Origin of the sequence: Rhizobium phaseoli, assembly GCF_003985125.1 — a bacterium.
In the GTDB taxonomy this organism is placed as follows: Bacteria; Pseudomonadota; Alphaproteobacteria; order Rhizobiales; family Rhizobiaceae; genus Rhizobium; species Rhizobium phaseoli.
The window spans coordinates 191,851-213,086 of record NZ_ML133570.1 but is presented as its reverse complement, the minus strand read 5'-3'; the positions used below and the strand labels follow the sequence as shown (position 1 = coordinate 213,086).

General features: G+C 63.0%; 17 protein-coding genes. 8 read left to right on the top strand and 9 right to left on the bottom strand.

Annotated features, from left to right (window positions below; translation table 11 throughout):
* Positions 1 to 173: 173 nt before the first annotated feature.
* The 7 genes from EFD56_RS12860 to EFD56_RS12830 all read right to left on the bottom strand — a co-directional run bounded on the left by EFD56_RS12860 (position 174) and on the right by EFD56_RS12830 (position 12,317).
* On the bottom strand, positions 174 to 1,394 hold the full coding sequence (locus EFD56_RS12860; protein WP_126905450.1) for a TadE/TadG family type IV pilus assembly protein: 1,221 nt from the start codon (positions 1,392 to 1,394) through the stop codon (positions 174 to 176).
* Positions 1,395 to 1,513: 119 nt separating this feature from the next.
* Entirely contained in the window at positions 1,514 to 2,401 is an 888-nt protein-coding gene (locus tag EFD56_RS12855) for a transglutaminase family protein (protein ID WP_126905449.1), read from the bottom strand.
* Positions 2,398 to 4,815, bottom strand: coding sequence for a circularly permuted type 2 ATP-grasp protein (locus EFD56_RS12850; protein ID WP_126905448.1), 2,418 nt, complete (start codon positions 4,813 to 4,815; stop codon positions 2,398 to 2,400). Before EFD56_RS12850 ends, EFD56_RS12855 begins: the two co-directional genes overlap by 4 nt.
* 47 nt (positions 4,816 to 4,862) lie before the next feature.
* Positions 4,863 to 8,186 carry a transglutaminase family protein gene (locus EFD56_RS12845; protein WP_126905447.1) on the bottom strand — a complete coding sequence of 1,108 codons (3,324 nt, stop codon included), beginning with the start codon at positions 8,184 to 8,186 and terminating at the stop codon, positions 4,863 to 4,865.
* 110 nt (positions 8,187 to 8,296) lie between these two features.
* A complete protein-coding gene (locus tag EFD56_RS12840; RefSeq protein ID WP_126905446.1) occupies positions 8,297 to 9,679 on the bottom strand; it encodes a sensor histidine kinase in 1,383 nt (460 codons plus the stop codon).
* The gene (locus tag EFD56_RS12835) at positions 9,676 to 10,353 is read right to left on the bottom strand and encodes a response regulator (RefSeq protein ID WP_037117355.1); all 678 of its coding nucleotides are present in this window, start codon (positions 10,351 to 10,353) and stop codon (positions 9,676 to 9,678) included. Before EFD56_RS12835 ends, EFD56_RS12840 begins: the two co-directional genes overlap by 4 nt.
* A 95-nt stretch (positions 10,354 to 10,448) precedes the next feature.
* Entirely contained in the window at positions 10,449 to 12,317 is a 1,869-nt protein-coding gene (locus tag EFD56_RS12830; RefSeq protein WP_126905445.1) for an adenylate/guanylate cyclase domain-containing protein, read from the bottom strand.
* A gap of 368 nt (positions 12,318 to 12,685) precedes the next feature.
* Between EFD56_RS12830 and EFD56_RS12825 the strand changes: the two genes are divergently transcribed.
* From EFD56_RS12825 to EFD56_RS32600, 5 genes are all read left to right on the top strand, one after another.
* Positions 12,686 to 13,732, top strand: a complete 1,047-nt coding sequence (locus tag EFD56_RS12825) for an ABC transporter substrate-binding protein (RefSeq protein ID WP_126905444.1) — start codon at positions 12,686 to 12,688, stop codon at positions 13,730 to 13,732.
* Positions 13,733 to 13,986: 254 nt separating this feature from the next.
* A complete protein-coding gene (locus tag EFD56_RS12820) occupies positions 13,987 to 14,931 on the top strand; it encodes a Bug family tripartite tricarboxylate transporter substrate binding protein (protein ID WP_126905443.1) in 945 nt (314 codons plus the stop codon).
* Positions 14,928 to 15,419, top strand: a complete 492-nt coding sequence (locus tag EFD56_RS12815) for a tripartite tricarboxylate transporter TctB family protein (RefSeq protein ID WP_126905442.1) — start codon at positions 14,928 to 14,930, stop codon at positions 15,417 to 15,419. The genes EFD56_RS12820 and EFD56_RS12815 overlap by 4 nt, the downstream gene beginning before the upstream one ends.
* Positions 15,420 to 15,504: 85 nt before the next feature.
* Positions 15,505 to 17,022, top strand: coding sequence for a tripartite tricarboxylate transporter permease (locus tag EFD56_RS12810; RefSeq protein WP_004677843.1), 1,518 nt, complete (start codon positions 15,505 to 15,507; stop codon positions 17,020 to 17,022).
* Positions 17,023 to 17,168: 146 nt separating this feature from the next.
* On the top strand, positions 17,169 to 17,339 hold the full coding sequence (locus EFD56_RS32600; protein ID WP_164736826.1) for a hypothetical protein: 171 nt from the start codon (positions 17,169 to 17,171) through the stop codon (positions 17,337 to 17,339).
* A gap of 172 nt (positions 17,340 to 17,511) precedes the next feature.
* Here EFD56_RS32600 and EFD56_RS12805 read toward each other — a convergent pair whose 3' ends face one another.
* Positions 17,512 to 18,600 carry a DUF475 domain-containing protein gene (locus EFD56_RS12805; RefSeq protein WP_126905441.1) on the bottom strand — a complete coding sequence of 363 codons (1,089 nt, stop codon included), beginning with the start codon at positions 18,598 to 18,600 and terminating at the stop codon, positions 17,512 to 17,514.
* A 346-nt stretch (positions 18,601 to 18,946) separates the two neighbouring features.
* Here EFD56_RS12805 and EFD56_RS12800 point away from each other — a divergent pair, with 346 nt between their 5' ends.
* The 3 genes from EFD56_RS12800 to EFD56_RS12790 all read left to right on the top strand — a co-directional run bounded on the left by EFD56_RS12800 (position 18,947) and on the right by EFD56_RS12790 (position 20,435).
* The gene (locus EFD56_RS12800) at positions 18,947 to 19,177 is read left to right on the top strand and encodes a hypothetical protein (protein ID WP_010008599.1); all 231 of its coding nucleotides are present in this window, start codon (positions 18,947 to 18,949) and stop codon (positions 19,175 to 19,177) included.
* Between the two features lie 61 nt (positions 19,178 to 19,238).
* Entirely contained in the window at positions 19,239 to 19,418 is a 180-nt protein-coding gene (locus EFD56_RS12795) for a hypothetical protein (RefSeq protein WP_126905440.1), read from the top strand.
* Between the two features lie 303 nt (positions 19,419 to 19,721).
* The gene (locus EFD56_RS12790) at positions 19,722 to 20,435 is read left to right on the top strand and encodes a hypothetical protein (protein ID WP_126905439.1); all 714 of its coding nucleotides are present in this window, start codon (positions 19,722 to 19,724) and stop codon (positions 20,433 to 20,435) included.
* 6 nt (positions 20,436 to 20,441) lie between these two features.
* Here the strand turns inward: EFD56_RS12790 and EFD56_RS12785 are convergent, their stop codons facing one another.
* The gene (locus EFD56_RS12785; protein ID WP_097602253.1) at positions 20,442 to 20,936 is read right to left on the bottom strand and encodes a hypothetical protein; all 495 of its coding nucleotides are present in this window, start codon (positions 20,934 to 20,936) and stop codon (positions 20,442 to 20,444) included.
* Positions 20,937 to 21,236 lie beyond the last annotated feature (300 nt).

Below are 21,236 nucleotides of genomic sequence, written 5' to 3'. Positions count from 1 at the left end.
CACTTGCAACAAAGGATTTGGACAAACGAAAAATTTGCGAAACCTTCATATGCACGCCGTTCAAGGGGATTGATTTCAATGGATTTTCCCGATCTGATGCCGGCACAAAAACAAAAAAGCCGCGGCGGTCTGGTCCGACGCGGCTTTTTGTTTGTTGTCTGTCGAGCGTTCTATCAGTTCGTCAGGCGCGTCAGCTGCGACGATGCCTTCGCTCCGATCGCCTTGAAGGCGGCGAGGAGGTCTTCCATTTTTTCCGCCTGGAAATAATGGGAGTCGTCGGAAGCGCAATAATGCAGCAGCGCCTGTCCGCCCGCGGGCGCCATGAAAGCGATCGTATAGATTTCGATGCCTTTCGATTTCGCGTCGTCGCATGTCTTCTTCGTCGCGGTGTCGTAGGAACGGCCGCCGCTGGGATCATTGTTATTGTCGCCGTCCGTCATGAAGACGATGTACTTCTTGGGTACCTGACCGGTTTTCTGCTGGTGGGCGGCGTTTTCTGCGTCATTCCCCGCAGCGTTCTTAGCCGTTAAGGATAGATAGGCCGTGTTCATCGCGCCACTAGAGTTTGTGCCGCCATCCGCTTGAAGTGCGTTGACGTAGCCTGAGACGGCGGTAGTTCCCCAGGCGAGACTGCTGGCCGGGTATTCAACGATATCGTAGGACACCGCGCCTGTGCGTACATATTCGGCATTGGGATCCGCGCTATTGAGCTGATCAAAAAGATCGCCAGCGGCGAGCTTCAGCGCTTCTATTTTTGTGTAATAACGCGTGCGCGTGCCGGTGCAGGTGTCGTAGATTGTCTTGCCGTTTTTGTTGGGGTGAGGGTTGCATTTATAGGTGTATGATTCCGTCGTGGTGGTGGCGGTCGGATCTCCCATCGACCCCGATTTATCGAGTGCGAGATACATCGAGATCGAGCCCTTAGTCTGCGAATGGCCGCCGACTGTCGTGCCTGATGTCGAAAGGTGCTGCGTGGTGAAACCGACTGCTTGCATCAGCGGATTGACCGTCAGGTCGTAGGCCGGCGAAACCGTTACCTGGTAGGATGTCGAATTTCCCGATGTGCTCGTCTGCACGGTGACGCCCGTCGCGCTTTTGATATCGACGCCGCTTTGCAGATAATTCGCCATTTGCCCTGCGACGAAATTGCGCGCGAAGGCCTCGGCCTGAGAGGTTTGGATGGTGCCGTTCGCTAGTGCGGTGGCGGTCGCAAGCGCCGCGGAGTCGGCTGCTTCCTGCAGTTGCTGCTTGGAGATCAGCATATCGCCGACCTGGATCGCCATGCCGGCAGCGCCGAGAAGAACCGGCGCCAAAATCGCCGTCATGATACCGAAATTACCGCCTCGATCGCTGAACATGCGACGCAGGCAGGGATGCAAAAAGGAGGTGCTCATCATGTTCACCCAACTGGAAACCCTGTGAGGTGATTAACGCACGCTGGTTCTTTACGGCGCCCTTACGGCGTCAATCGAATTTTAACGAATCGTCGGTTTTTTCCAGTTTTGGGATTGGCTTATTTTAGCGGGATCACATCGACCGCCTGGACGGCGCGTTGGCTGCCATAGCTTTTCAACACGCCGATAACAGGGACGACGTCGGAATAGTCGCGGCCATAGGCGACGACGATGTGATCCATGCCGGCGGGGATGTCGTTGGTCGGGTCGAGCTCGATCCAGCCGATCGTCTCGCCGCACCAGATCCTGACCCAGGCATGCATGGCATCCGCCCCTTCCAGCCGTTCCTTGCCAGGCGGCGGAATGGTGCGCAGGAAACCGGAGACGTAACCCGCCGGAATGCCGAGGCTTCGCAGCGCCAGGATCATGATGTGGGTAAAATCCTGGCAGACGCCGCGCTTCAGCTTGAACGCCTCGAGCGGCGTCGTATCGACGGTCGTCGCGTCGGAATCGTAGGTGAAATCCTTGTTGATGCGGGTGCAGAGCGCATGGGCGATCTGCATCGCCGTCAGATCGGGCTTGGCGCAGCTTCGTGCATAGTCGGCGATTTCACGCATCTGCGTCAGACGCGGGCTGTCGCCGAGGAAGTGGTGCGGCGAATCCGGCGCCAGCGACCAGATGCCTGCTATCTCCTCGGGCAGGTCGGCAAGCAGCGGAGAGAAATCGGCGGCGATCGGCTGACTTTCGACCTGCACGCGGGCCTGCATGCGAATGTCGAGCGCCTCGTGCGGAGCGCGCAGCATGAAGGAGGTGGCGGGGTGTTGAAAGAAATCGACGAAATGCGACTGCTCGTCCGGCGTCGGCGAAATGGTGATCGATCCGGCGACCAGGCGTTGCCGGTTGGTCAGCGACAGTGGCATCAGGCGCATGACGTGGCGAGCGCCGGAGGCCGGCGCGTCGTAGCTGTAACCCATGCGGAGCGAGAGATCGTAGAGCACTGTCGTCACCCGAGATAGGTCTGGGCGAGCAGGTCGGAAAGCTGCTCCAATTCGCGTTCGAGCCGCTGATAGACCTCGGCTCCCATGCCCTCCGGCGTCATCACCGCCAGGCCGGAATGAAGCCGCATCGCCTCGCGGTAGAAGGGCGACATCTGGCCGTTGATCAGGGCATTCGGCAGTTGCTCGACTTCGTGATGGATTTCGTTCACCTGGAAGAGCACCGAGCGCGGGTTGAGCGGATCGAGCGCCAGCAGATCGGTGACAGTCAGCCGCGCCGTGTTGACGTTGTAGCGGCGGCGGTGGGTCATGACGCTGTCGCCGATCTCCAGCAGCATGTCGAGCGCGCCGTCGGGCGCCTCCGGGCCGGACATGTGGCCGAGCAGGCGGGTCATGTGCAGGCCGCGTTCGATATAACGGCCGAGCGAGAGGAAACGCCAGCCCATGAAGCGGTACATGTTCTCGTGCACAAGGCCGGCAAAGCCGGCAAGCTTGCGCAGAAGGATCGTCATCGCATGGCTGGCATCGTCGCCGGCAGAGACGGTGACACGGAAACGGCGGGCGGTCTTGGCGAGATCGTTGAGCGCCAGCCAGCCATCCGGCGAGAAACGGTCGCGGATGTTGCTCGCCGAATAAACCGCGCTGTCGATGTTGCGCAGCAGCGTTTCCGGCACGGCTTCCGCCGTATCGATATCGACGGCGGCGAGATAGGCCGAGACGTCGGCGAGCAGCGGCTGGCTCGGATCGGCGGCCTCGGCATAACGTGCATGCCAGGCGCGCAGGATGCGCAACGCCCCTTCGGCGCGTTCGATATAGCGGCCGAGCCAGAACAGGTTGTCGGCCGCCCGGCTGGGCAGGCTGCCCGGCATGTTGCGGGTGAAGCTGCCTTCGGCCGGCAGCAGCGTATGGCGCTCGACCGGTTTGTCGCTGACGATCCAGACATCGGCGGCCGCGCCGCCCGACTGCATGGCGATCGCCGCGACGTCGGCGCCGGAGCCGATGCGGGCAAAACCACCGGGCATGATCTGCCAGCCGTTGGCGGTGCGGGCGGCGAAGACGCGCAGCGACATCGGCCGCGGCACCAGCTTACCGTCCACCCAGGCTGGTGTCGTCGAGAGAGTGACGACCTCCTGGCCGACCAGCTTCGGACCGTCCGAACTCAGCCAGTCGGTGATGGAATCCCTGGCGGTCGCCCGTAGCGATGAGCCGAGCACGGATTCGCCGTCGTCGTCGAAGAAGGGCGCCCGGGAATAGGCCGGGCCGATCACCATCTTCTCGATATTCTTGGCGACGTGCTCGCGCTCTTCCTCCTGGCCGCACCACCAGGTCGCAATCGAGGGCAGTCGCAGATCCTGCCCCAACAGACGGCGGCAGATGGTCGGCATGAAGGCCAGAAGCGCCCGGGTTTCGAGAATGCCGGTGCCGAGCGCATTGACGATGGTGACGCTTTCGGTGCGCAAGGCTTCGACGAGGCCGGGCGTGCCGATATGCGAATTCTGGTTCAGTTCCAGCGGATCGGCGAAGGCAGAATCGAGACGGCGCCAGAGCACGCCGATCGGCTTCAGGCCGGCGACGGTGCGCACCATGACGCGGCCCTTGACGACAGTGAGATCCTCGCCCTCGAGCAGCATGAAGCCGAGATAACGGGCAATATAGGCGTGTTCGTAATAGGTCTCGTTGGCCGGGCCCGGAGTCAGCACGGCGATGCGGTCGTCGCCGGAATGCTTCATGTCCTGCAGCGCGTCGCGGAAGGCACCGAAAAAGGAGGCGAGGCGGTGGACCGGGGTTTCGGCGTAGATATCCGAGAAGGCTCGGGTGGTGGCGACGCGGCTTTCCAGCGCGAAGCCGGCGCCCGACGGCGCCTGCGTCCTGTCGGCGAGCACCCACCAGTTGCCGTCAGGCCCGCGGCCGATCTCGAAGGCGCAGAAATGCAGATAGTGGCCGGATGCCGGTCTGATGCCGGAGAGCGGGCGCTGGAATTCGGGATTGGCGGCGATCAGCGCCGGCGGGAGGACGCCTTCCTCCACCAGCCGGTTGTCGCCATAGATATCGGCAACGATCGCTTCCAGGAGATCGGCGCGCTGGACCAGGCCCGCCGACAGCGCCTGCCATTCGCGCTCGTCGATCAGCACTGGAATATGTGAGATCGGCCAGGCGCGTTCGCCGGTGCCCTTGCTGCCATAGGCGCGGTAGAAGACGCCGGCATCCCTGAGATAACGGTCGGCCCGGGCGAAACGTTCGGCGAGATCCTTTTCCGGCATCGCACTCAGATGCGAGAGGAAACGCTGCCAGACAGGGCGAACGACGCCATTGTTGTCGACCATCTCGTCGGCGGTGCCGGGAAGCGGTGCATAGTCGAAGGCCGCATCCTTGCCGATGCGATCCTCTGCCTCACCCTTGCGCTCCGCTGCGGGCCTTTTACCCATCAAAACTCACATCCCAACCCCGGTGTCAGCCCTCGGCCTCGACCCGCTCAAATTCCGGCGGGCCGCCGCAGATCCAGCGTCAGCGGGAATTCCGGCGAACCCGTCTCGGCGCGCGGAATATAGCCGCCCGCCGTATGTCCCCACGGCTCGAACCGGGCGAGCCGCCTTGCTTCCGCCTCGTTGCCGTTGACCGGGAAGGTGTCATAGGTCCGGCCGCCCGGATGGGCAACATGATAGATGCAGCCGCCGATCGAACGCTTCGACCATGTATCATAAATGTCAAATGTCAAAGGCGTGTTGACCGGCAGGACGGGGTGCAGGCCCGAGGCCGGCTGCCATGCCTTGTAGCGGACGCCGGCGACCGATACGCCGGAAGTGCCGGTCGGCGTCAGCGGCAGGGTGCGGCCGTTGCAAGTGACCGTGTAGCGAGCCGTATTGCTGGTTTCGAACCGCACCTGAAGGCGCTCGACCGACGAATCGACATAGCGCACCGTGCCGCCGATCGCGCCTTGCTCGCCCATGACATGCCACGGTTCCAGCGCCTGGCGCAGTTCCAGCTTCGAGCCTTCATATTCGACTTCGCCGCAGAAGGGGAAGCGGAATTCGAGCTGCGCCTTGAACCATTCGGGGCTGAGATCGAAGCCGTTTTCGCGAAGGTCGGCGAGCACGTCGAGAAAATCGGCCCAGACGAAATGCGGCAGCATGAAACGGTCGTGCAGGGTCGTGCCCCAACGGACGAACTTGCCGTCGACGGGGTTTGTCCAGAACCGGGCGATCAGCGCGCGCACCAGCAATTGCTGGGCAAGCGACATGCGCGCGTTCGGCGGCATCTCGAAGCCGCGGAACTCGATGAGGCCGAGCCTGCCGGTCGGACCGTCGGGCGAGAACAGCTTGTCGATGCAGATCTCGGCGCGGTGGGTATTGCCGGTGACGTCGGTCAGCAGGTTGCGGAACAGGCGGTCGACGAGCCAGGGCAGAGGCTTTTGGCCGCGGCCGGGCGGCGCGATCTGCGCCAGGGCAATCTCCAGCTCGTAAAGGCTGTCATGACGGGCCTCGTCGATGCGCGGCGCCTGGCTGGTCGGGCCGATGAACAGGCCGGAGAACAGGTAGGACAGCGAGGGATGACGCTGCCAGTGCAGGACGACGCTCTTCAGGAGATCGGGACGGCGCAGGAAAGGGCTGTTGTTCGGATTGGCGGAGCCCACGACGACATGGTTGCCGCCGCCGGTGCCGGTATGGCGGCCGTCGATCATGAACTTGTCGGCGCCGAGCCGGCTGGCGCGGGCCTCCTCATAGATCGCCGTGGTGATGTCGACCGTATCCCTCCATGTCGAGGACGGGTGGATGTTGACCTCGATGACACCGGGATCGGGAGCGACGCGGATGACGTTGATCCGCTCGTCCTGCGGCGGCGGATAGCCTTCGATGTGGACGGGCAGATCCAATGCGGCGGCCGCGCGTTCGGCCGAGGCGACAAGATCGAGATAATCTTCAAGTGTTTCTGTCGGCGGCATGAAGATGCAGAGGCGGCCGTCGCGGGGTTCAACGGAAAGCGCGGTGCGGACATGGCCGCCGATCTCGTTGGCCGATTGTGGCGTGATCGGTTGCTGGCCGTTGAAGGGCTGGAAGTGCGCTGCCTGCAGCGCGCGTCCGCTATCCTGCCCGAAATCCGGCAGCTCGGGCCGCTCAACGAAGGGATCGAGCGGATTGATATAGGGATATCGCGATGGCGGGATATAGGCGAGCGAATCGAGCGGCAGGCGATAGCCAACCGGGCTGTCGCCCGGCACGAGGAAGATGCGGCCACGCCGCGTCGACCATTTCTCGCTCGTCCACGTGCGGCCGCTGGCGCGCGCATTCCAGGCCTGGACAGGCAGCACGTAGCCGGTCGGGCGCGTCAATCCGCGATCGAAGACGCGGGCGATGCGGCTGCGTTCCTCGGCATCCTCAAGCTTAGAATTGGAGGGATCGACATTATCGGGCAGGCTCGCTTCCTTGACCAGCCATTCCGCCGGATCCTCGAAAGCGGGCGTGACATATTCCGGTGCAAGGTCGAGTTCGCCGGCGATGGCCGTCAGCAGGCGGCCGGCATCGTCCTCCGACACCTGGTAGTTGCGGCCTTCGGTGGCGACGAGATTGTCGTTGGACCAGATCGGCAGGCCGTCTTTGCGCCAGTAGAGCGAGAAGGTCCAGCGCGGCAGACTTTCGCCGGGATACCATTTGCCCTGTCCGTAGTGCAGAAAGCCGTTCGGCGCAAAGCGGTCGCGCAGGCGGCGGATGAGCGTGTCGGCCTTTTCGCGCTTGGTCGGTCCGACGGCGGCGGTATTCCACTCGTCGGACTGGAAATCGTCGATCGAGACGAAAGTCGGCTCGCCGCCCATTGTCAGCTGCACATCCTCGGCCTCAAGAACACGGTCGACCTTTTCGCCGAGTTCGTTGAGCTCCTCCCAGCTGTCGTCGGAGAAGGGCTTGGTGATGCGCGGGTGTTCAGCGACGCGCGAGACCTTCATGTCGAAGGCGAATTCGGTTTCGGCCTCGCCGAAGTAACCGCCGGAGATCGGCGCGGCATTGCGGTAATGCGGCGTGGCGGCCAGCGGAATATGGCTTTCGCCGGTCAGGAGGCCGGAGGTCGGGTCGAGGCCGACCCAGCCGGCGCCGGGCAGATAGACCTCGGCCCAGGCATGCAGATCGGTGAAATCGACCTCGGTACCCGAGGGGCCGTCGAGCGCCTTCAGATCCGGCGTCAGCTGGATGAGGTAACCGGAGACGAAGCGGGCGGCAAGGCCGAGATGACGGAGAATCTGGACGAGCAGCCAGCTGGTGTCGCGGCAGGAACCCGTGGCGCTTTCCAGCGTCTCCTCCGGCGTCTGGACGCCGGCCTCCATGCGGATGACATAGCCGATCTGCCGCTGCAGGCGGGCATTGAGGGCGACGACCATATCGATCGTCGCCTGGCCCGGCGACCAGTCGAGCGTCGGCAGCAGCGCCTTCAGGCGCGGCCCGGCCGGCTCGGGCGTCATGTAGATCGACAGATCCTCGCGGATCGTTTCAGGATAATCGAAGGGCCACTTGGTCGCTTCTTCTTCGACGAAGAAGTCGAAGGGATTGTAGACCGTCATGTCGGCGACGAGGTCGACCTCGATCTTGAACTCCGTCACCGGGTCCGGGAAGACGTAGCGGGCGAGATAGTTGCCGTAGGGATCCTGCTGCAAATTGACGAAATGGTTGGAAGGCGTGACCTTCAGCGAGTGGCTGAGCACCCGTGTCTTCGAATGCGAGGCCGGTTTCAACCGGATTATCTGGGGGCCGAGGCGAACCGGCTTGTCGTAAATATAATGCGTCAGATGATAGATGCTGGCTTTGATCGACATATTTCTCTTTTTATCCGGCGCGCATCGTCGTGCGTCTTGCTGTTCCCAAAGCCAGTCTGTGCAATGCAGCGAAAGAAAGCAAGGTGGAAAGGCCGGGGTGGCGACGGCTTTTACGACGCCCTGGCAAAGGTAACGGCCACCTTCAGCCCGCGGCCGCCCGTTCCGGGCTCCAACGTCATGACGGCGTTGAAAAGATTGGCGATTTCTTCGACGATGGGAAGGCCGAGGCCGGCGCCGGGCGCGCCGGATTCATTGCCGCGCGAAAAACGGCGGCGCACCGCCTCCAGCTTTTCGCGCGGAATACCGGGGCCGTTGTCTTCGACCTCCAGGCGGATCGTCTCGGTGGCGGCGATGACGCGGACGGTGGCTTCTGCCCCCTTGCCAGCATAGGCGATGGCATTGCCGGCAAGATTGCGCAGCATTTCGCCGATCAGCAGCGGCTCGGCGCGGATCATCGCCGGGCTCTCGCCTTCGAAGCCGAGATCGATGCCGGCGATGGCGGCGGCCGGGATCTGTTCGCCGGTAATTTCCTGGGCGAGGGCGGCGAGATCGATGGCGGAGGGGGCCAGCGCCTCCTTGGCCGTGGCGGCGTCGATCTTCGCCATCAGCAGAAGCTGGGCAAGGATGCGCTCGGCATGGGCGACGGCCTGGTCGCCTTTCAGCGCCGCCGCCTGAGCTTCGTCAAGCGAGCCGGCCCGAGCCGACAGAGCAAGCTGGGTGCGGATGATCGCCAGCGGCGTGCGCAGCTGGTGGCTGGCATTGCCGGTGAAATGGCGCAGCGCATCGAGGGCCGACTGCAGGCGGACCATGAAGGAATTGACCGTATCGACCAGCGGCTCGACCTCGCTCGGCACGCTCTGTTCGATCGGGTGCAGGTCATCAGGACTGCGCTCGCCGATGGCGTCGCCGAGCTTGTAGAGCGGACGGAGCGCCATCGTCACCGAGATCCAGACGATGACCGCCGCTCCGGCGATCATGACGGCGAGACGCAATGCCGAGCGCACGAGGATCGCCTGGGTCAATTGCCGGCGGGCAATGGTGGTTTCGGCGACCGTCACGACGAAGGGCACCGAGCGGATGCCGGTCGAGGCGGAACGTTCGAGGGTGGCGATGCGGATGGGCTCGCCGCGAAAATTGTCGTCGGCGAAGGCAGCCGCTCCGCTCGGCGTCTTCTGCAGGACCGGCAGAGCCTGGTAGCCGGTGATGAATTGGCCCGGCGGGCCGTCGACGCGGTAGAAGACGCGGTCCTGCGCAGCCGAGGTCAGCATTTCGAGCGCGACATAGGGGATATCGACCTGCAGCGTGCCGTCTTCGGCAACGACGACTCGTTCGGCGATTGCGAGCGCCGAGCCGGCGAGAACACGGTCGGAGACGATGTTCGAGGTCTGCACAGCCTCGCGATAGGTGTCGGCAAGCGCCACCGTGCCAATCACGGCCGTGGAGACGAGCAGCCAGAAGAGCAGCCGGCGCCTGAGGGAATAGGCCGCCTTCATGGGGCCTCGGGCAGCTTGTCGAGATAATAGCCGATGCCGCGAGCAGTCTTGACCGTCAGGCCGTGCGGCGACAGGCGCTTTCTCAGCCGGCTGACATATTGCTCGATCGCGTTTGCGGAAATGTCGTCGTCGAAGGCGGTCAGCGACTGGATGATCGCCTCCTTGGCGACGACCTTGCCGGCCCGCATGAAGAGGATTTCGAGCAGGCCAAGTTCGCGGGCGGGAATGTCGAGAGGGGTGGAACCGGCGGAGAAGGTGCGGGAATTGAGGTCGAAGGAAATGCCGCCGAAGCCGACCGTCGCCGAACGCAGCCCGGCCTGGCGGCGCAGCAGCACGCGCACGCGGGCCTCGAATTCGGCGATGTCGAAGGGTTTGATCAGATAATCGTCGGCGCCGAGATCGAGACCCTTCACCCGTTCTTCCGGCGCGCCGCGCGCCGTCAGGATAAGAACGGCCGCCTGGTTCTGCCGGGCGCGCATGGCGCGCAGCACGTCGAGCCCGTCCATCTCCGGCAGGTTGAGGTCGAGAATGACAAGGTCGAAATTTTCAGCGGCGATGACCGCATTGGCAGACGCGCCGTCATGAACGACGTCGACGGCATGGCCCGTGCCGCGCAAGATCGCCGAGAGCCCATCGGCCAGCGCGATATTGTCTTCGGTGAGCAGGATTCGCACGGATTTTCCCCTGTTTTTCGAGCGACGTTACAGGGGCGAAGGCGGGTTGTCACAGCGATTTTGAAGATTGGTGAAGGGGTCGGACAAGATCGATCTCAGCTGCCCGTCCGCTCCATCTCCCGGCGCTGCGTCATCGCGGCGGCGAGCAGCTTCTGGAAGCGCGGGTCGTCGCGGATGTTGTCGAGGTCGGAATCATTGTTGAACCATTTGATATGGTAGACGGAGCTGTTCGGCAGCAGCTTCTCCAACAGGTCGATTGCCTGGTCGACGTCGCCGAGGACGGAATAGACGCAGGCGAGATTATATTGGGCGACAATGTCGTCGGGATCGATGGCGATCGCCCGCGCCGCCCAGTCGCGTGCGCGCGCCGCGTCGCCGAGATGGGCAAGCGCCAGCGCGCCGCGATGGGCCGGGCCGGAATTTTCCGGATTGAGATTCAGCGCGCGTTCGGCGCGCAGCAGACCGAGGCGCGCCCAGTTTTCCCTGTCCACCTCACGGCCGAGCGAATGGTAGGCGGCCATCAGATGGATCGGCGAGACGTAGTCGTCAGGGCGGATTTCGGCGGCGCGGGTGAAATAATGAACGGATTCGGCAAAGTTTCCGTGCATGAAGAAGAACCGGGCATAATGGAAATTCGCCTCGAAGAGGTTCGGGTCGAGCGTCAGGGCACGTTCGAAGGCTGCCGCCGCCCGATCATCGTAGCCGCTCTGGTGCAGCGCCAGACCGTGCGAGGCATGGGCTTCGGGAAGATCGGGATCGAGCGCCAGCGCGCGGGCGCTCATCTCGAGGATGCGTCTCAGCGGCACATCGTCGGGTGCCCAGTCGCGGATTGCGGCGTCGCAATCGGCGATGCCGGCATAGGCGCGGGCATAGTCCGGATCGAGCTCGACTGCCTTGCAGAACATGCGTCTGGCGAGCTGCAGATAGGATTTCGTCCAGGTGTGGGAAAGCTGGCGGCCCCGGAGATAATAGGTATAGGCCTCGACATTGGCGGTCGGTTCGTTGGCGATCGCTTTCTTCTCCTCCGGCAGCAGGCGCACCTTCAGCTGGCCGACGATCGCATGGGTGATCTCGTCCTGGATGGCGAAGATGTCGGTGAGGTCGCGGTCGTAGCGCTCGGCCCAGAGATGATCGCCATTGGCGGTGTCGATCAACTGGCCGGAGATGCGCACGCGCTTGTCGAAGATGCGCACGCTTCCTTCGAGCACATAGCGCACGCCGAGTTCCTGGGCGAGCCGCTTCAACTTCACCGATATGCCCTTATAGGTGAAGATCGTATTGCGCGGCACGACGTGCAGGCTGGAAATCTTGGAGAGATCGGTGATGATGTCTTCGGTTATGCCGTCGGAGAAATAATCCTGGTCGGCGTCGCCGCTCATATTGGTGAAGGGCAGCACCGCGATGAAGCAGGTATTGCGGTTCTGCGCTACGAGCCTGGTGGAAGAGGGCGGCGCGAGCGTGACGGTATAGACCTGCACTGGCTGCCGGATGTTCTTCAGCATGTGCTCGCCGATGAATTCGAAGCCGAGATTGAGGCGCGAGCCGACCTGATCGCGGACCGAAGCCGACACGGCAATGCCGCCGGGCGCGGCGATACGCTCGAGTCTCGCGGCAAGATTGACGCCGTCGCCGAAAATGTCGCCGTTTTCGACGACGACGTCGCCGAGATTGATGCCCATGCGGAATTCGACGCGCTCATCCTTGGGAACGTTCTCGTTGCGGGCCGACATGCTGCGCTGGATCTCGGCGGCGCAGGCGACCGCATTCACCACGCTCTGGAATTCGGCAAGGATGCCGTCGCCGGTGAGTTTGACGATCCGGCCCTTGTAGTCCGAAATCCGGATATCGACCAGCTCGCAGCGATGGCGGTTCAGCGCCTGCAGCGTGCCTGACTCATCGATGCCCATCAGTCGGCTATAGCCGACGACGTCCGCAGCGAGAATAGCGCTCAGTCGTCGTTCCATGACCCCTCCCATGGATCTTCCTGGAATAACCTAGCTATTTTCAGAGTTTTTCGTCGCGCATAGTCGTCGCCCAAAAACAAAATTCGGGCCGCTTCGACGTTTTGACGCGGTAGCGCGACCATATATCGTCGCGGGTCTTCATCAATACTCTAAAGGGGTGAAGGACGGCTTTGATTGCTAATACTTTATGGTGAAAAAGGGTTCTCGTTGGCGGAAACGAAATAGACGGCATGGTCAAAGCTTGCCGGTCGGCACCGAAAGCGATCAGTTACCGAGTTGCGTTGGCTGACCGGCGGGGTTCGCTGCGGCGCGCCCTTGCCCCCTTCCGCAGGCTCGGGCATTGTTACGGCATGAGGAGAATTTTTATTTTGCTGTTGGCGTTCTGGCCGGGTTTTGCGCTCGCCGATCAGACCTTCTATCCGGCGAAATCGGGCAGGGCCGAGGCGCCGGTGCTGACAGTTTATTCCTCGCTCGACGAGCCGCTGGCGCAGCCGATGATCCGGGGTTTTCAGGAGGCCAATCCCGATGTCGCGGTCAGGTATGAGGATATGCTGACGGGCGAAATCTACGACCGGATCGTCGGGGAGACGGATGCCGGCGGCAAGACCGCGGATTTTGCCTTCTCCTCGGCGATGGACCTGCAGGTGAAGCTCTCGAATGACGGCTATGCGCAGGTCAGCAATCTGCCGATGAGCGCCGCATGGCCGAAATGGGCGAACTGGCGCAACACCGCTTATGCGCTGACCTTCGAGCCGGCGGTCTTCGTCTATCACAAGCCGAGCTTCGCGCATGAGCCGGTGCCAAGTTCGCGGGCGGAATTCGTCGACTATCTGAAGCGCAAGGGCAATGCGATCTATGGCCGGATCAGCACCTACGATATCGAGCGGTCCGGTGTCGGCTTTCTGTTCATGGCGCGCGACCAGGAGCAGTTCGGCGACATCTGGTCGGTGATTGGCGCGATGGGCGCGGCCGGCGTCAAGCTTTACTCGACGAGCTCGGCGATCCTCGAACGGGTTGCCGATGGGCGCTTCGTGCTCGGCTACAATATCCTCGGCTCCTACGCCGCCGACTGGGCGTCGCGGCATCCCGATGTCGGCATCGTGCTGCCGAAGGACTATACGGTGGTGATGTCGCGGATCGGCCTGGTGCCGCAGGCGGCCGCCGAGCCGGAGCTCGGTCGCCGCTACCTTGCCTTCTTCATGTCGAAGGAGGGCCAGACGATCATGGCGCGCGAGCTGCAGATCCCCGCGGTGAGTCCCGAGGTGGCCGGCGAGAATACCGCCAATACGCTGCAGGAGCTGCTCGGCGCCCAACTTCGGCCAGTGCCTGTCAGCCCCGGGCTGATGGTCTATCTCGACCAGGTGAAGCGGGCGCGGCTGATCGCGCACTGGAACGAGGTCCTGCGGGCGCAGTGAAAGGCTCCCAGCAAGACGACGCGTGCAATTACGGCAAAAAAGTGTCCTTTCCTCCTGGATATCTGGCGGCTGTCAGCTAGATGACAGCTTGTTGTGGTGGCTTTGGCTACTTCTTCTCCGTGGAGGCGGAGAACCGAAGCCTTGGGAGGTCTTCCGCTCGTCATTCAGGACAACTGTGTCCGCCGGCCGGCTACCCCTCCCGATTCCCTGGAGAATAACAGGCGGTGCGCTCAGCCGCCGACGGAGGACACATCGTGAAGCATACGTTCATCGCAACCATCATTGCAGCGGCGATCGCGCTGCCCGCCTATGCGGCCGACTACACCATCATCGCGCCGGCCGCGCCCGGTGGCGGCTGGGACCAGACGGCCCGTTCGCTGCAGACAGCGCTGCAGCAGGAGAAGATCTCCGGCAACGTCCAGGTCCAGAATGTCCCCGGCGCCGGCGGCACCATCGGGCTGGCGCAGTTCAGCAGCCAGGCCGCCGGCAACCCGAACTCGCTGATCGTCGGCGGCTATGTGATGGTCGGCGCCATCCTCACCAACAAGTCGCCGGTGACCCTCAAGAACGTCACGCCGATCGCTCGCCTGACCGGCGAATATGAGGCCGTCGTCGTTCCCGCCTCGTCCGATATCAAGACGATGGCGGATCTGGTCGCGGCGCTGAAGAAGGATCCGGGCGCGGTTTCCTGGGGCGGCGGCTCGGCTGGCGGCACCGACCACATCACGGTCGGCCTGATCGCCAAGGCCGCCGGCGTCGACCCGACCAAGATCAACTATGTCGCCTTTTCCGGCGGCGGTGAAGCACTTGCCGCCATGCTCGGCAGTCAGGTTACAGCCGGCGTATCGAGCTACAGCGAATTCGAATCGCAGGTGAAAGCGGGCACGCTGCGTCTTCTTGCCGTATCGAGCGACAAGCGTATCGACGGCGTTGATGCGCCGACGCTGAAGGAAGCCGGCACCGATGTCAGCATCCAGAACTGGCGCATGGTCGCCGCGGCCCCCGGCCTGTCGGCAGAGCAGGTCGCGGCCATCACTTCCGATTTCGAGAAGTTGCACAGCTCCGCCACCTGGCAGGAAACGCTGAAGACCAAGGGCTGGGCCGACACCTACCTGTCCGGCGACGCCTTCAAGGCGCAGCTCGAAAAGGATGTCGCCGCCACCGAAGGCATTCTCAAAGAGATCGGACTTGTTCAATGAGCGGGGATAACACCTCCTCGGCAACCACACGCCGCCCTGATTGGGCGGCGTTCATCATTGCCGCATTCCTCTTTCTTGTCGCCGGCGTGATGTTCTGGGATGCATCGCATCTGAAAGCAATCGCGCAGTACGACCGCATCGGCCCGGCAACGATGCCCGAAGTGGTGGCCTTCGGCCTCTTCTGTCTTGGGATCTGGACCGTCGCCGAAGCCTGGCGCGGCGAGTTTCCGGAACGCGATCGGCAGGAAGTGGCGCCCGTCATCTGGATCGTTGCCGGTCTTGTCGGACAGATGCTGCTTCTGCGCCTTGCCGGCTTCTCGATCGCCACCGGTCTGCTGTTTGCATTCACGGCACGCGGCTTCGGCAAACGCAAGCTCTGGATCTCGCTGCCGTTCGGCATCGTCTTCAGCTTCGTCGTCTGGGCGATCTTCTCGCAGCTGCTGCAGCTGACGCTGCCGGCCGGCCCGCTCGAACGCCTGTTCTTCTGACAGCGCGGATGCGCTGTCGGCACTTTTGATTTTGCGCAGCGCCGGTCGGGTAACGCACGGCCGGGAACGCGCTTGGGATATCAAGATGAGCACATTCGAATTCCTATGGCAGGGGATCCTGGTTGCGATGCAGCCGATGAACCTGGTTTATGCGCTGGTCGGCGTGACGCTCGGCACTGCCGTCGGCGTGCTGCCCGGCATCGGACCTGCACTCACCGTGGCGTTGCTGTTGCCCGCCACCTATAAACTCGATCCCGGCGGTTCGCTGATCATGTTCGCCGGCATCTATTATGGCGGCATGTATGGCGGTTCGACGACCTCGATCCTCTTGAACACGCCAGGCGAAAGCGCCTCGATCGTCACGGCGCTCGAGGGCAACAAGATGGCGCGGGCCGGGCGTGGTGGGCCGGCGCTGGCGACGGCGGCGATCGGTTCTTTCGTCGCCGGCCTGATTGCGACACTCGGGCTCGCCTTCATCGCTCCCTATATCGTCAAGCTGGCGCTGGTTTTCGGACCGCGTGAATATTTCGCACTGATGGTGCTCGCCTTCGTCACCGTCTCCTCGGCTTTCGGCGATTCGGCGCTGCGGGGGCTGACCTCGCTGTTCATCGGCTTTGCCCTTGCCATGGTCGGCATCGACCAGCAGACGGGGCAGGCCCGGCTTTCCTTCGGCATACCCGACCTGCTCGACGGCATCGAAGTGACGACGCTGGCGGTGGCGATGTTCGCAATCGGCGAGACGCTCTATATCGCCGCACAGGGCAACCGGGGCGAGGATAAGGTCGAAGCCGTCAAGGGCTCGCTGTGGATGAACGCGCAGGACTGGGCGCGTTCGTGGAAGGCGTGGCTACGCGGCACGCTGATCGGCTTTCCGATCGGCGCCATGCCGGCGGGCGGCGCCGAAATCGGCACTTTCCTCTCCTATGCGACGGAAAAGCGGCTGGCCAAGAACCCCGAGGAGTTCGGCCATGGCGCGATTGAAGGCGTGGCCGGCCCGGAGGCGGCGAACAACGCGTCTGCGGCTGGGACGTTGGTGCCGCTGCTGACGCTCGGCCTGCCGACGACGGCGACGGCGGCGATCATGCTGGCCGGCTTCCAGCAATACGGGCTGCAGCCCGGGCCGCTGCTGTTTGCCACCAACCCGCAGCTCGTCTGGGGTCTAATCGCCAGCCTGCTCATCGCCAATGCGATGCTCCTCGTCCTGAACCTGCCGATGATCGGGCTCTGGGTAAAGCTGCTGACGATCCCGAAGCCGTGGCTCTATGCCGGTATCCTGCTGTTTGCGACGCTCGGGACGATCGGTGCCAATCCGTCGGTGTTCGAGCTCGGCATGCTGCTGGCGTTCGGCCTGCTCGGTTACGTGATGCGGCTCTTCGGCTATCCGATTGCGCCGACGGTTGTCGGCCTGATCCTCGGGCCGCTTGCCGAACAGCAGCTGCGCCGGGCGTTGGCGATCAGCCAGGGCGACGTTACGACGCTGGTCATGTCGCCGATCGCCGCCGGCCTGCTCATTGTCGCAGCCGCCGCCTTCCTAATCCCGCTGATCCTGCGGCTGCGGGGCCGCGGACAGGTGCTTGCGCAGCTGGCGGCAAACGAAGACTAAAAAGACAAACCCTGCCTCAAGGCCGGCCATGGAGACATGCGCCGGCCGCTTCTTTTTGCATGGCTGAGGTGATTTTCCGTTCATTGTGCTGCGGGACGGGCGGCCCCACTTACAGGTGGTCAATCATAGAACGAGAGTAAAACACAATGTCCGCTATCCGCAGTTCAATCCGCACCGGTTTGCTTGGCCGTGCATTTGCCGTGCTCGGCGCCGCAAATGCAGTCAGCGCCGCTGTCGAAGCCGGCCGCCGGCCCCGCGCCCGCGACCTCAGGGAACTCGGCATCGATCCGGCTTCCTTCGATCAGGTCACGCGCTAAAGCGCGTCGCGATCTTTCAGATTCGCTCTTCGCGCTTTAGCTCTTTGTTTTGACGCATGTCGTTGCCGCAAAACCGCTGCTCACTTTTGCGCGACATGCTTTAAGATCTTCAAGGCATGCATGAATGAAACAGCCCGCAACCGGATGGTCGCGGGCTTTATTTTTGATATCGTCAGGCGTGAAGTTCTTCCTGCCGGGGCGCGTGATCTTCCCGCTCGCGCCTGTTGTGGCGGATGGATGACCAGAGCGACAGGCCGATCAGGGCGGCGCCGCCAAGGCCGGTGATCACCTCGGGGATGTGCACCAGGGTCTGCGCATACATGATCACTGCGAGGATCAGGATGGCATAGAAGGCGCCATGCTCGAGATAGCGGTATTCGGCAAGCGTTCCCTTCTCCACCAGCATGATCGTCATCGAGCGCACGTACATGGCGCCGATGCCGAGGCCGATCGCGATGACGAAGAGGTTCTGCGTCAAGGCAAAGGCGCCGATGACGCCGTCGAAGGAGAAGCTGGCATCCAGCACCTCCAGATAGATGAAGGCGCCGAGGCCGCCCTTGGCGGCCGCGCTCATCGTCTGCTGCGAAGCATCGAGCAGCTCGCCGACGACCTCGACCGCCAGGAAGGTGAGCAGGCCGTAGATGGCGCAATGGACGAAGATGCTGGCTTCCTCGCCGCCGATCAACCAGGAGAAAACAAGCATCAGCGCCAGCACGAAGGCGATCTCGATGCCCCTGATGGTCGCCGAGCGCGCCATCACCTTTTCCAGGCCGCGCAGCCAATGGATTTTCTTCTCGTGGTCGAAGAAGTAGCTGAGGCCGACCATCATCAAGAAGGTACCGCCGAAGGCGGCGATCGGCAGGTGCGCATCGTTCATGATGCGGGCATATTCTTCGGGCTCGCGGGCAGCCAGCACCAGCGCGTCCCAGGGACCGATCCGTGCCGCGATCGCGACGATCGCCAGCGGAAAGACGATGCGCATGCCGAAGACGGCAATGATGATGCCCCAGGTGAGGAAGCGCTTCTGCCAGAGCGGCGTCATCTCCTTCAGCTTGTTGGCATTGACGATGGCATTGTCGAAGGACAGCGAGATCTCGAGCACCGCAAGCACGGTGCAGATGAAGAAGACGGTCGCCATGCCGCCGATGGTGCCGGTCGTCTGCCAGCCGAGCACGGCGCCGAGAACAAGGCCGAGAGCGGTGACGATGAAAGCCCAGCGGAAATAGCCGAGCGAGGATTTATGGGTTGCAGATTGAATCATGGCCGCACCTCCCGGCCGCAAATCTTGTTGGAGAGCTTTGAGAGCGAAAAACGCGGCATGCCACAACGGGCATGCTGGCAAGGCATGGTGAGCATTTTCATCGATGAAAAATCCGCCGGCTAAGCTGCAGGCGGTACCGACATCACGAGAGCGCCGTAAAAACTCTCGCCAGAGGGGCCCGGCACCAAACGTTGCCCGCAGCCGATGTCTGGAAGGCTGCGAACAAGCTCTAGGTAATCAACTTCCCGGCGCAGTCAAGGCCGTCGTCGCAGGCAGATCGGCCGATTTTTTGGGAACCATCCCGGCGCCCGCTCGTTAAGCTCTGGTTGAGCTGAAAAGGAGGCCGATGATGCACACTTCGACCCATGTTCCGGACAAACGAACGGAGGCGTCAGACCGCATGAAGCGGGCGAAGCCGAACCGCATGCAGAAGGCGCAGGTGTTGCCGCCGCATCACGTCGACCTGACGCTGACGCCCGGCGTCATTCATGACATCCATGTGCCAGCGCATGTGACCGGCGCTGATCTTTCCAAAGGCGGCCCCGACCTGAAGGGGCACACCGAAACCAAGAAATAACGCCTATTCCAGCGGCCTCTTCAGCGCCTGCTAGCAGATTTCGAAACAGGATGAGGAACATATGACGATCACCTTTGTGCCCCGCGACATCGCCATCCGGCATGAAAACGAATGGCAGGCTATACGCGAGGCGGCGGACGAACGCATCGATATCGGCAAACGCGAGAAGCCGCTTGTCTCGTCCATTCCGGGCTCGGCATTGGGTGGGAAAAACGATTCTTCGGCCGCACGCGCCGAATGAGCAGTAGACCCATCATGTCGAGACGGCGCCCGGCATGATGCCGGGCGTTTTCTTTCTGGCGCTGTTCATCCCGGTCGGCACGTTTTGCGGCGCCATTCCCTCGCCGGCTATTTATGGCTTGGGAATTCGTTCGGCTTTTTCCTTCATGCCGATTGCAGCTTCCGCGCAGGTTTTTCCGTCTGACGCCCGGCCTGTCGATTCCATTCGTGGGAAAGATCGGGCGTGCAAACATCTTCGATCGCCGCGCCAACCTTTCGGAAAGGATTGGCCGGCGATAATCCCGGCCTCACGGGAATCGGACAGATGGCCAAGACAGCGACACGCGGCCGCCGCAAGGCGCCGGCGAGAGGAAAGAGCAAAGCGCGCAGCGGCGGCGGATTGCTGCCCTGGGCGGTGATCGGCATTGCCGCGATTGGCGGCATTGTTGCTCACGACCATTGGAAGAGCATTCAGCCGCTGCTTGCGCGCCAATCGGCGCCGGCCACGCGGGAAACGGCGGAGGCGAGGCCGGTTGCCAGGAGGGATGTGCCGCCGAAGCAGGTGGCGCTTGCCGCGCCGACGCCGAAAACGGCACCGGCCACGCCGCAGCCGTTGCCGCCGGCCGCCATCCCGACACCGGCCATCCAGCCGATCAAGGCGGTTCCGGCCGCGATCCCTCCCGGGGCTGCGGAAACGGGAACGGCCGCCTTCGGTTATTGCGGGCAGGGCGCCCATATCAACTGCGTCGGCGACGGCGGCGTCTTCTGGTACAAGGGCGAGAAGATCATCATCGCCGATATGGCAAGTCCGGTGGTCGACCGGGCGCGCTGCGATGACGAGCGGAGGATCGCCTTTGCCGCCAAGTCGCGCCTGCTGACGCTTCTGAACGCCGGGGCCTTCACCATGAATGCGGCGGGCAAGACCGACGCTTCCGGCGCCCCGCGCGTCGTTTCGCGCGATGGGCGCTCCTTTGGGGCGCAGCTGATCAACGAGGGGCTGGCGCGCAAGCCAGGAGCGGGCGGCGCCTGGTGCGCCTGATAATCGTTACTTGCCCTTTTTCACCAGTTTGCCGCCGGTGTGGAAGCTGCCGGTGAAGGAGGAATCCTTGCTTTCGGCGGTGCATTCGATCGCGATCGGCTTGCCGGCGTAGGGATTGCCGAAGGTGCAGAAGCCGGCGACCTTGACCTGACCGGTCATCTTGTTGCCGACGCCCGTGGTGACGAGGCTAAGCGGCAGGCGGGCATTGCCATTGGAGGCGGGCTTGATCCCGGCGCCGTCGCCCTGGAAGCCGAGCGCCTTGCCGTCCGACGTGAAGATGAACGTCACCGAGCCATTGGCCAGTGTGACGCTGGCAAGCTCGTCCTTGCAGCCCTTGGTGGCGTCGAACTTGGCGACGACGAGCTTGGCGCATTTGCCGGCAAGGGTGATGACGCCGGCTGCGCCGGGAAAAGTTTCGGCGGGAGAGGCCGGCGCGGCGGCGGCCGGCAAGGCAAGGGCGGCGGCAAAAAATGCGGCGGCGGCAAGCGCGGATAAGTTCATTTCGATTTCAAACCCCATGTGCTGGCGAGGCGAATCACTGCCTCATCCTCGATTCGCCATGGCATGGTTCTGTGTCCGAATTTGGTTCCGCTGTCGCCGCGGCCTGAGATTCTCGCTGGCTGCGGGTGATCAGCGATCGACGGCAAATGGGAAGAAAAGCCCGTTGAGCTTGCTTCGGCAAGGGCGTCGCCGTCAGGCATCGACAACAAGCCGACAGGATATGACGGTGGCAAGGCACTCGTCGAGCGCCTGCCGTGTTGAATGCACTGTCTGATCAGGGGGAATGGGTCCAGGCAGGGA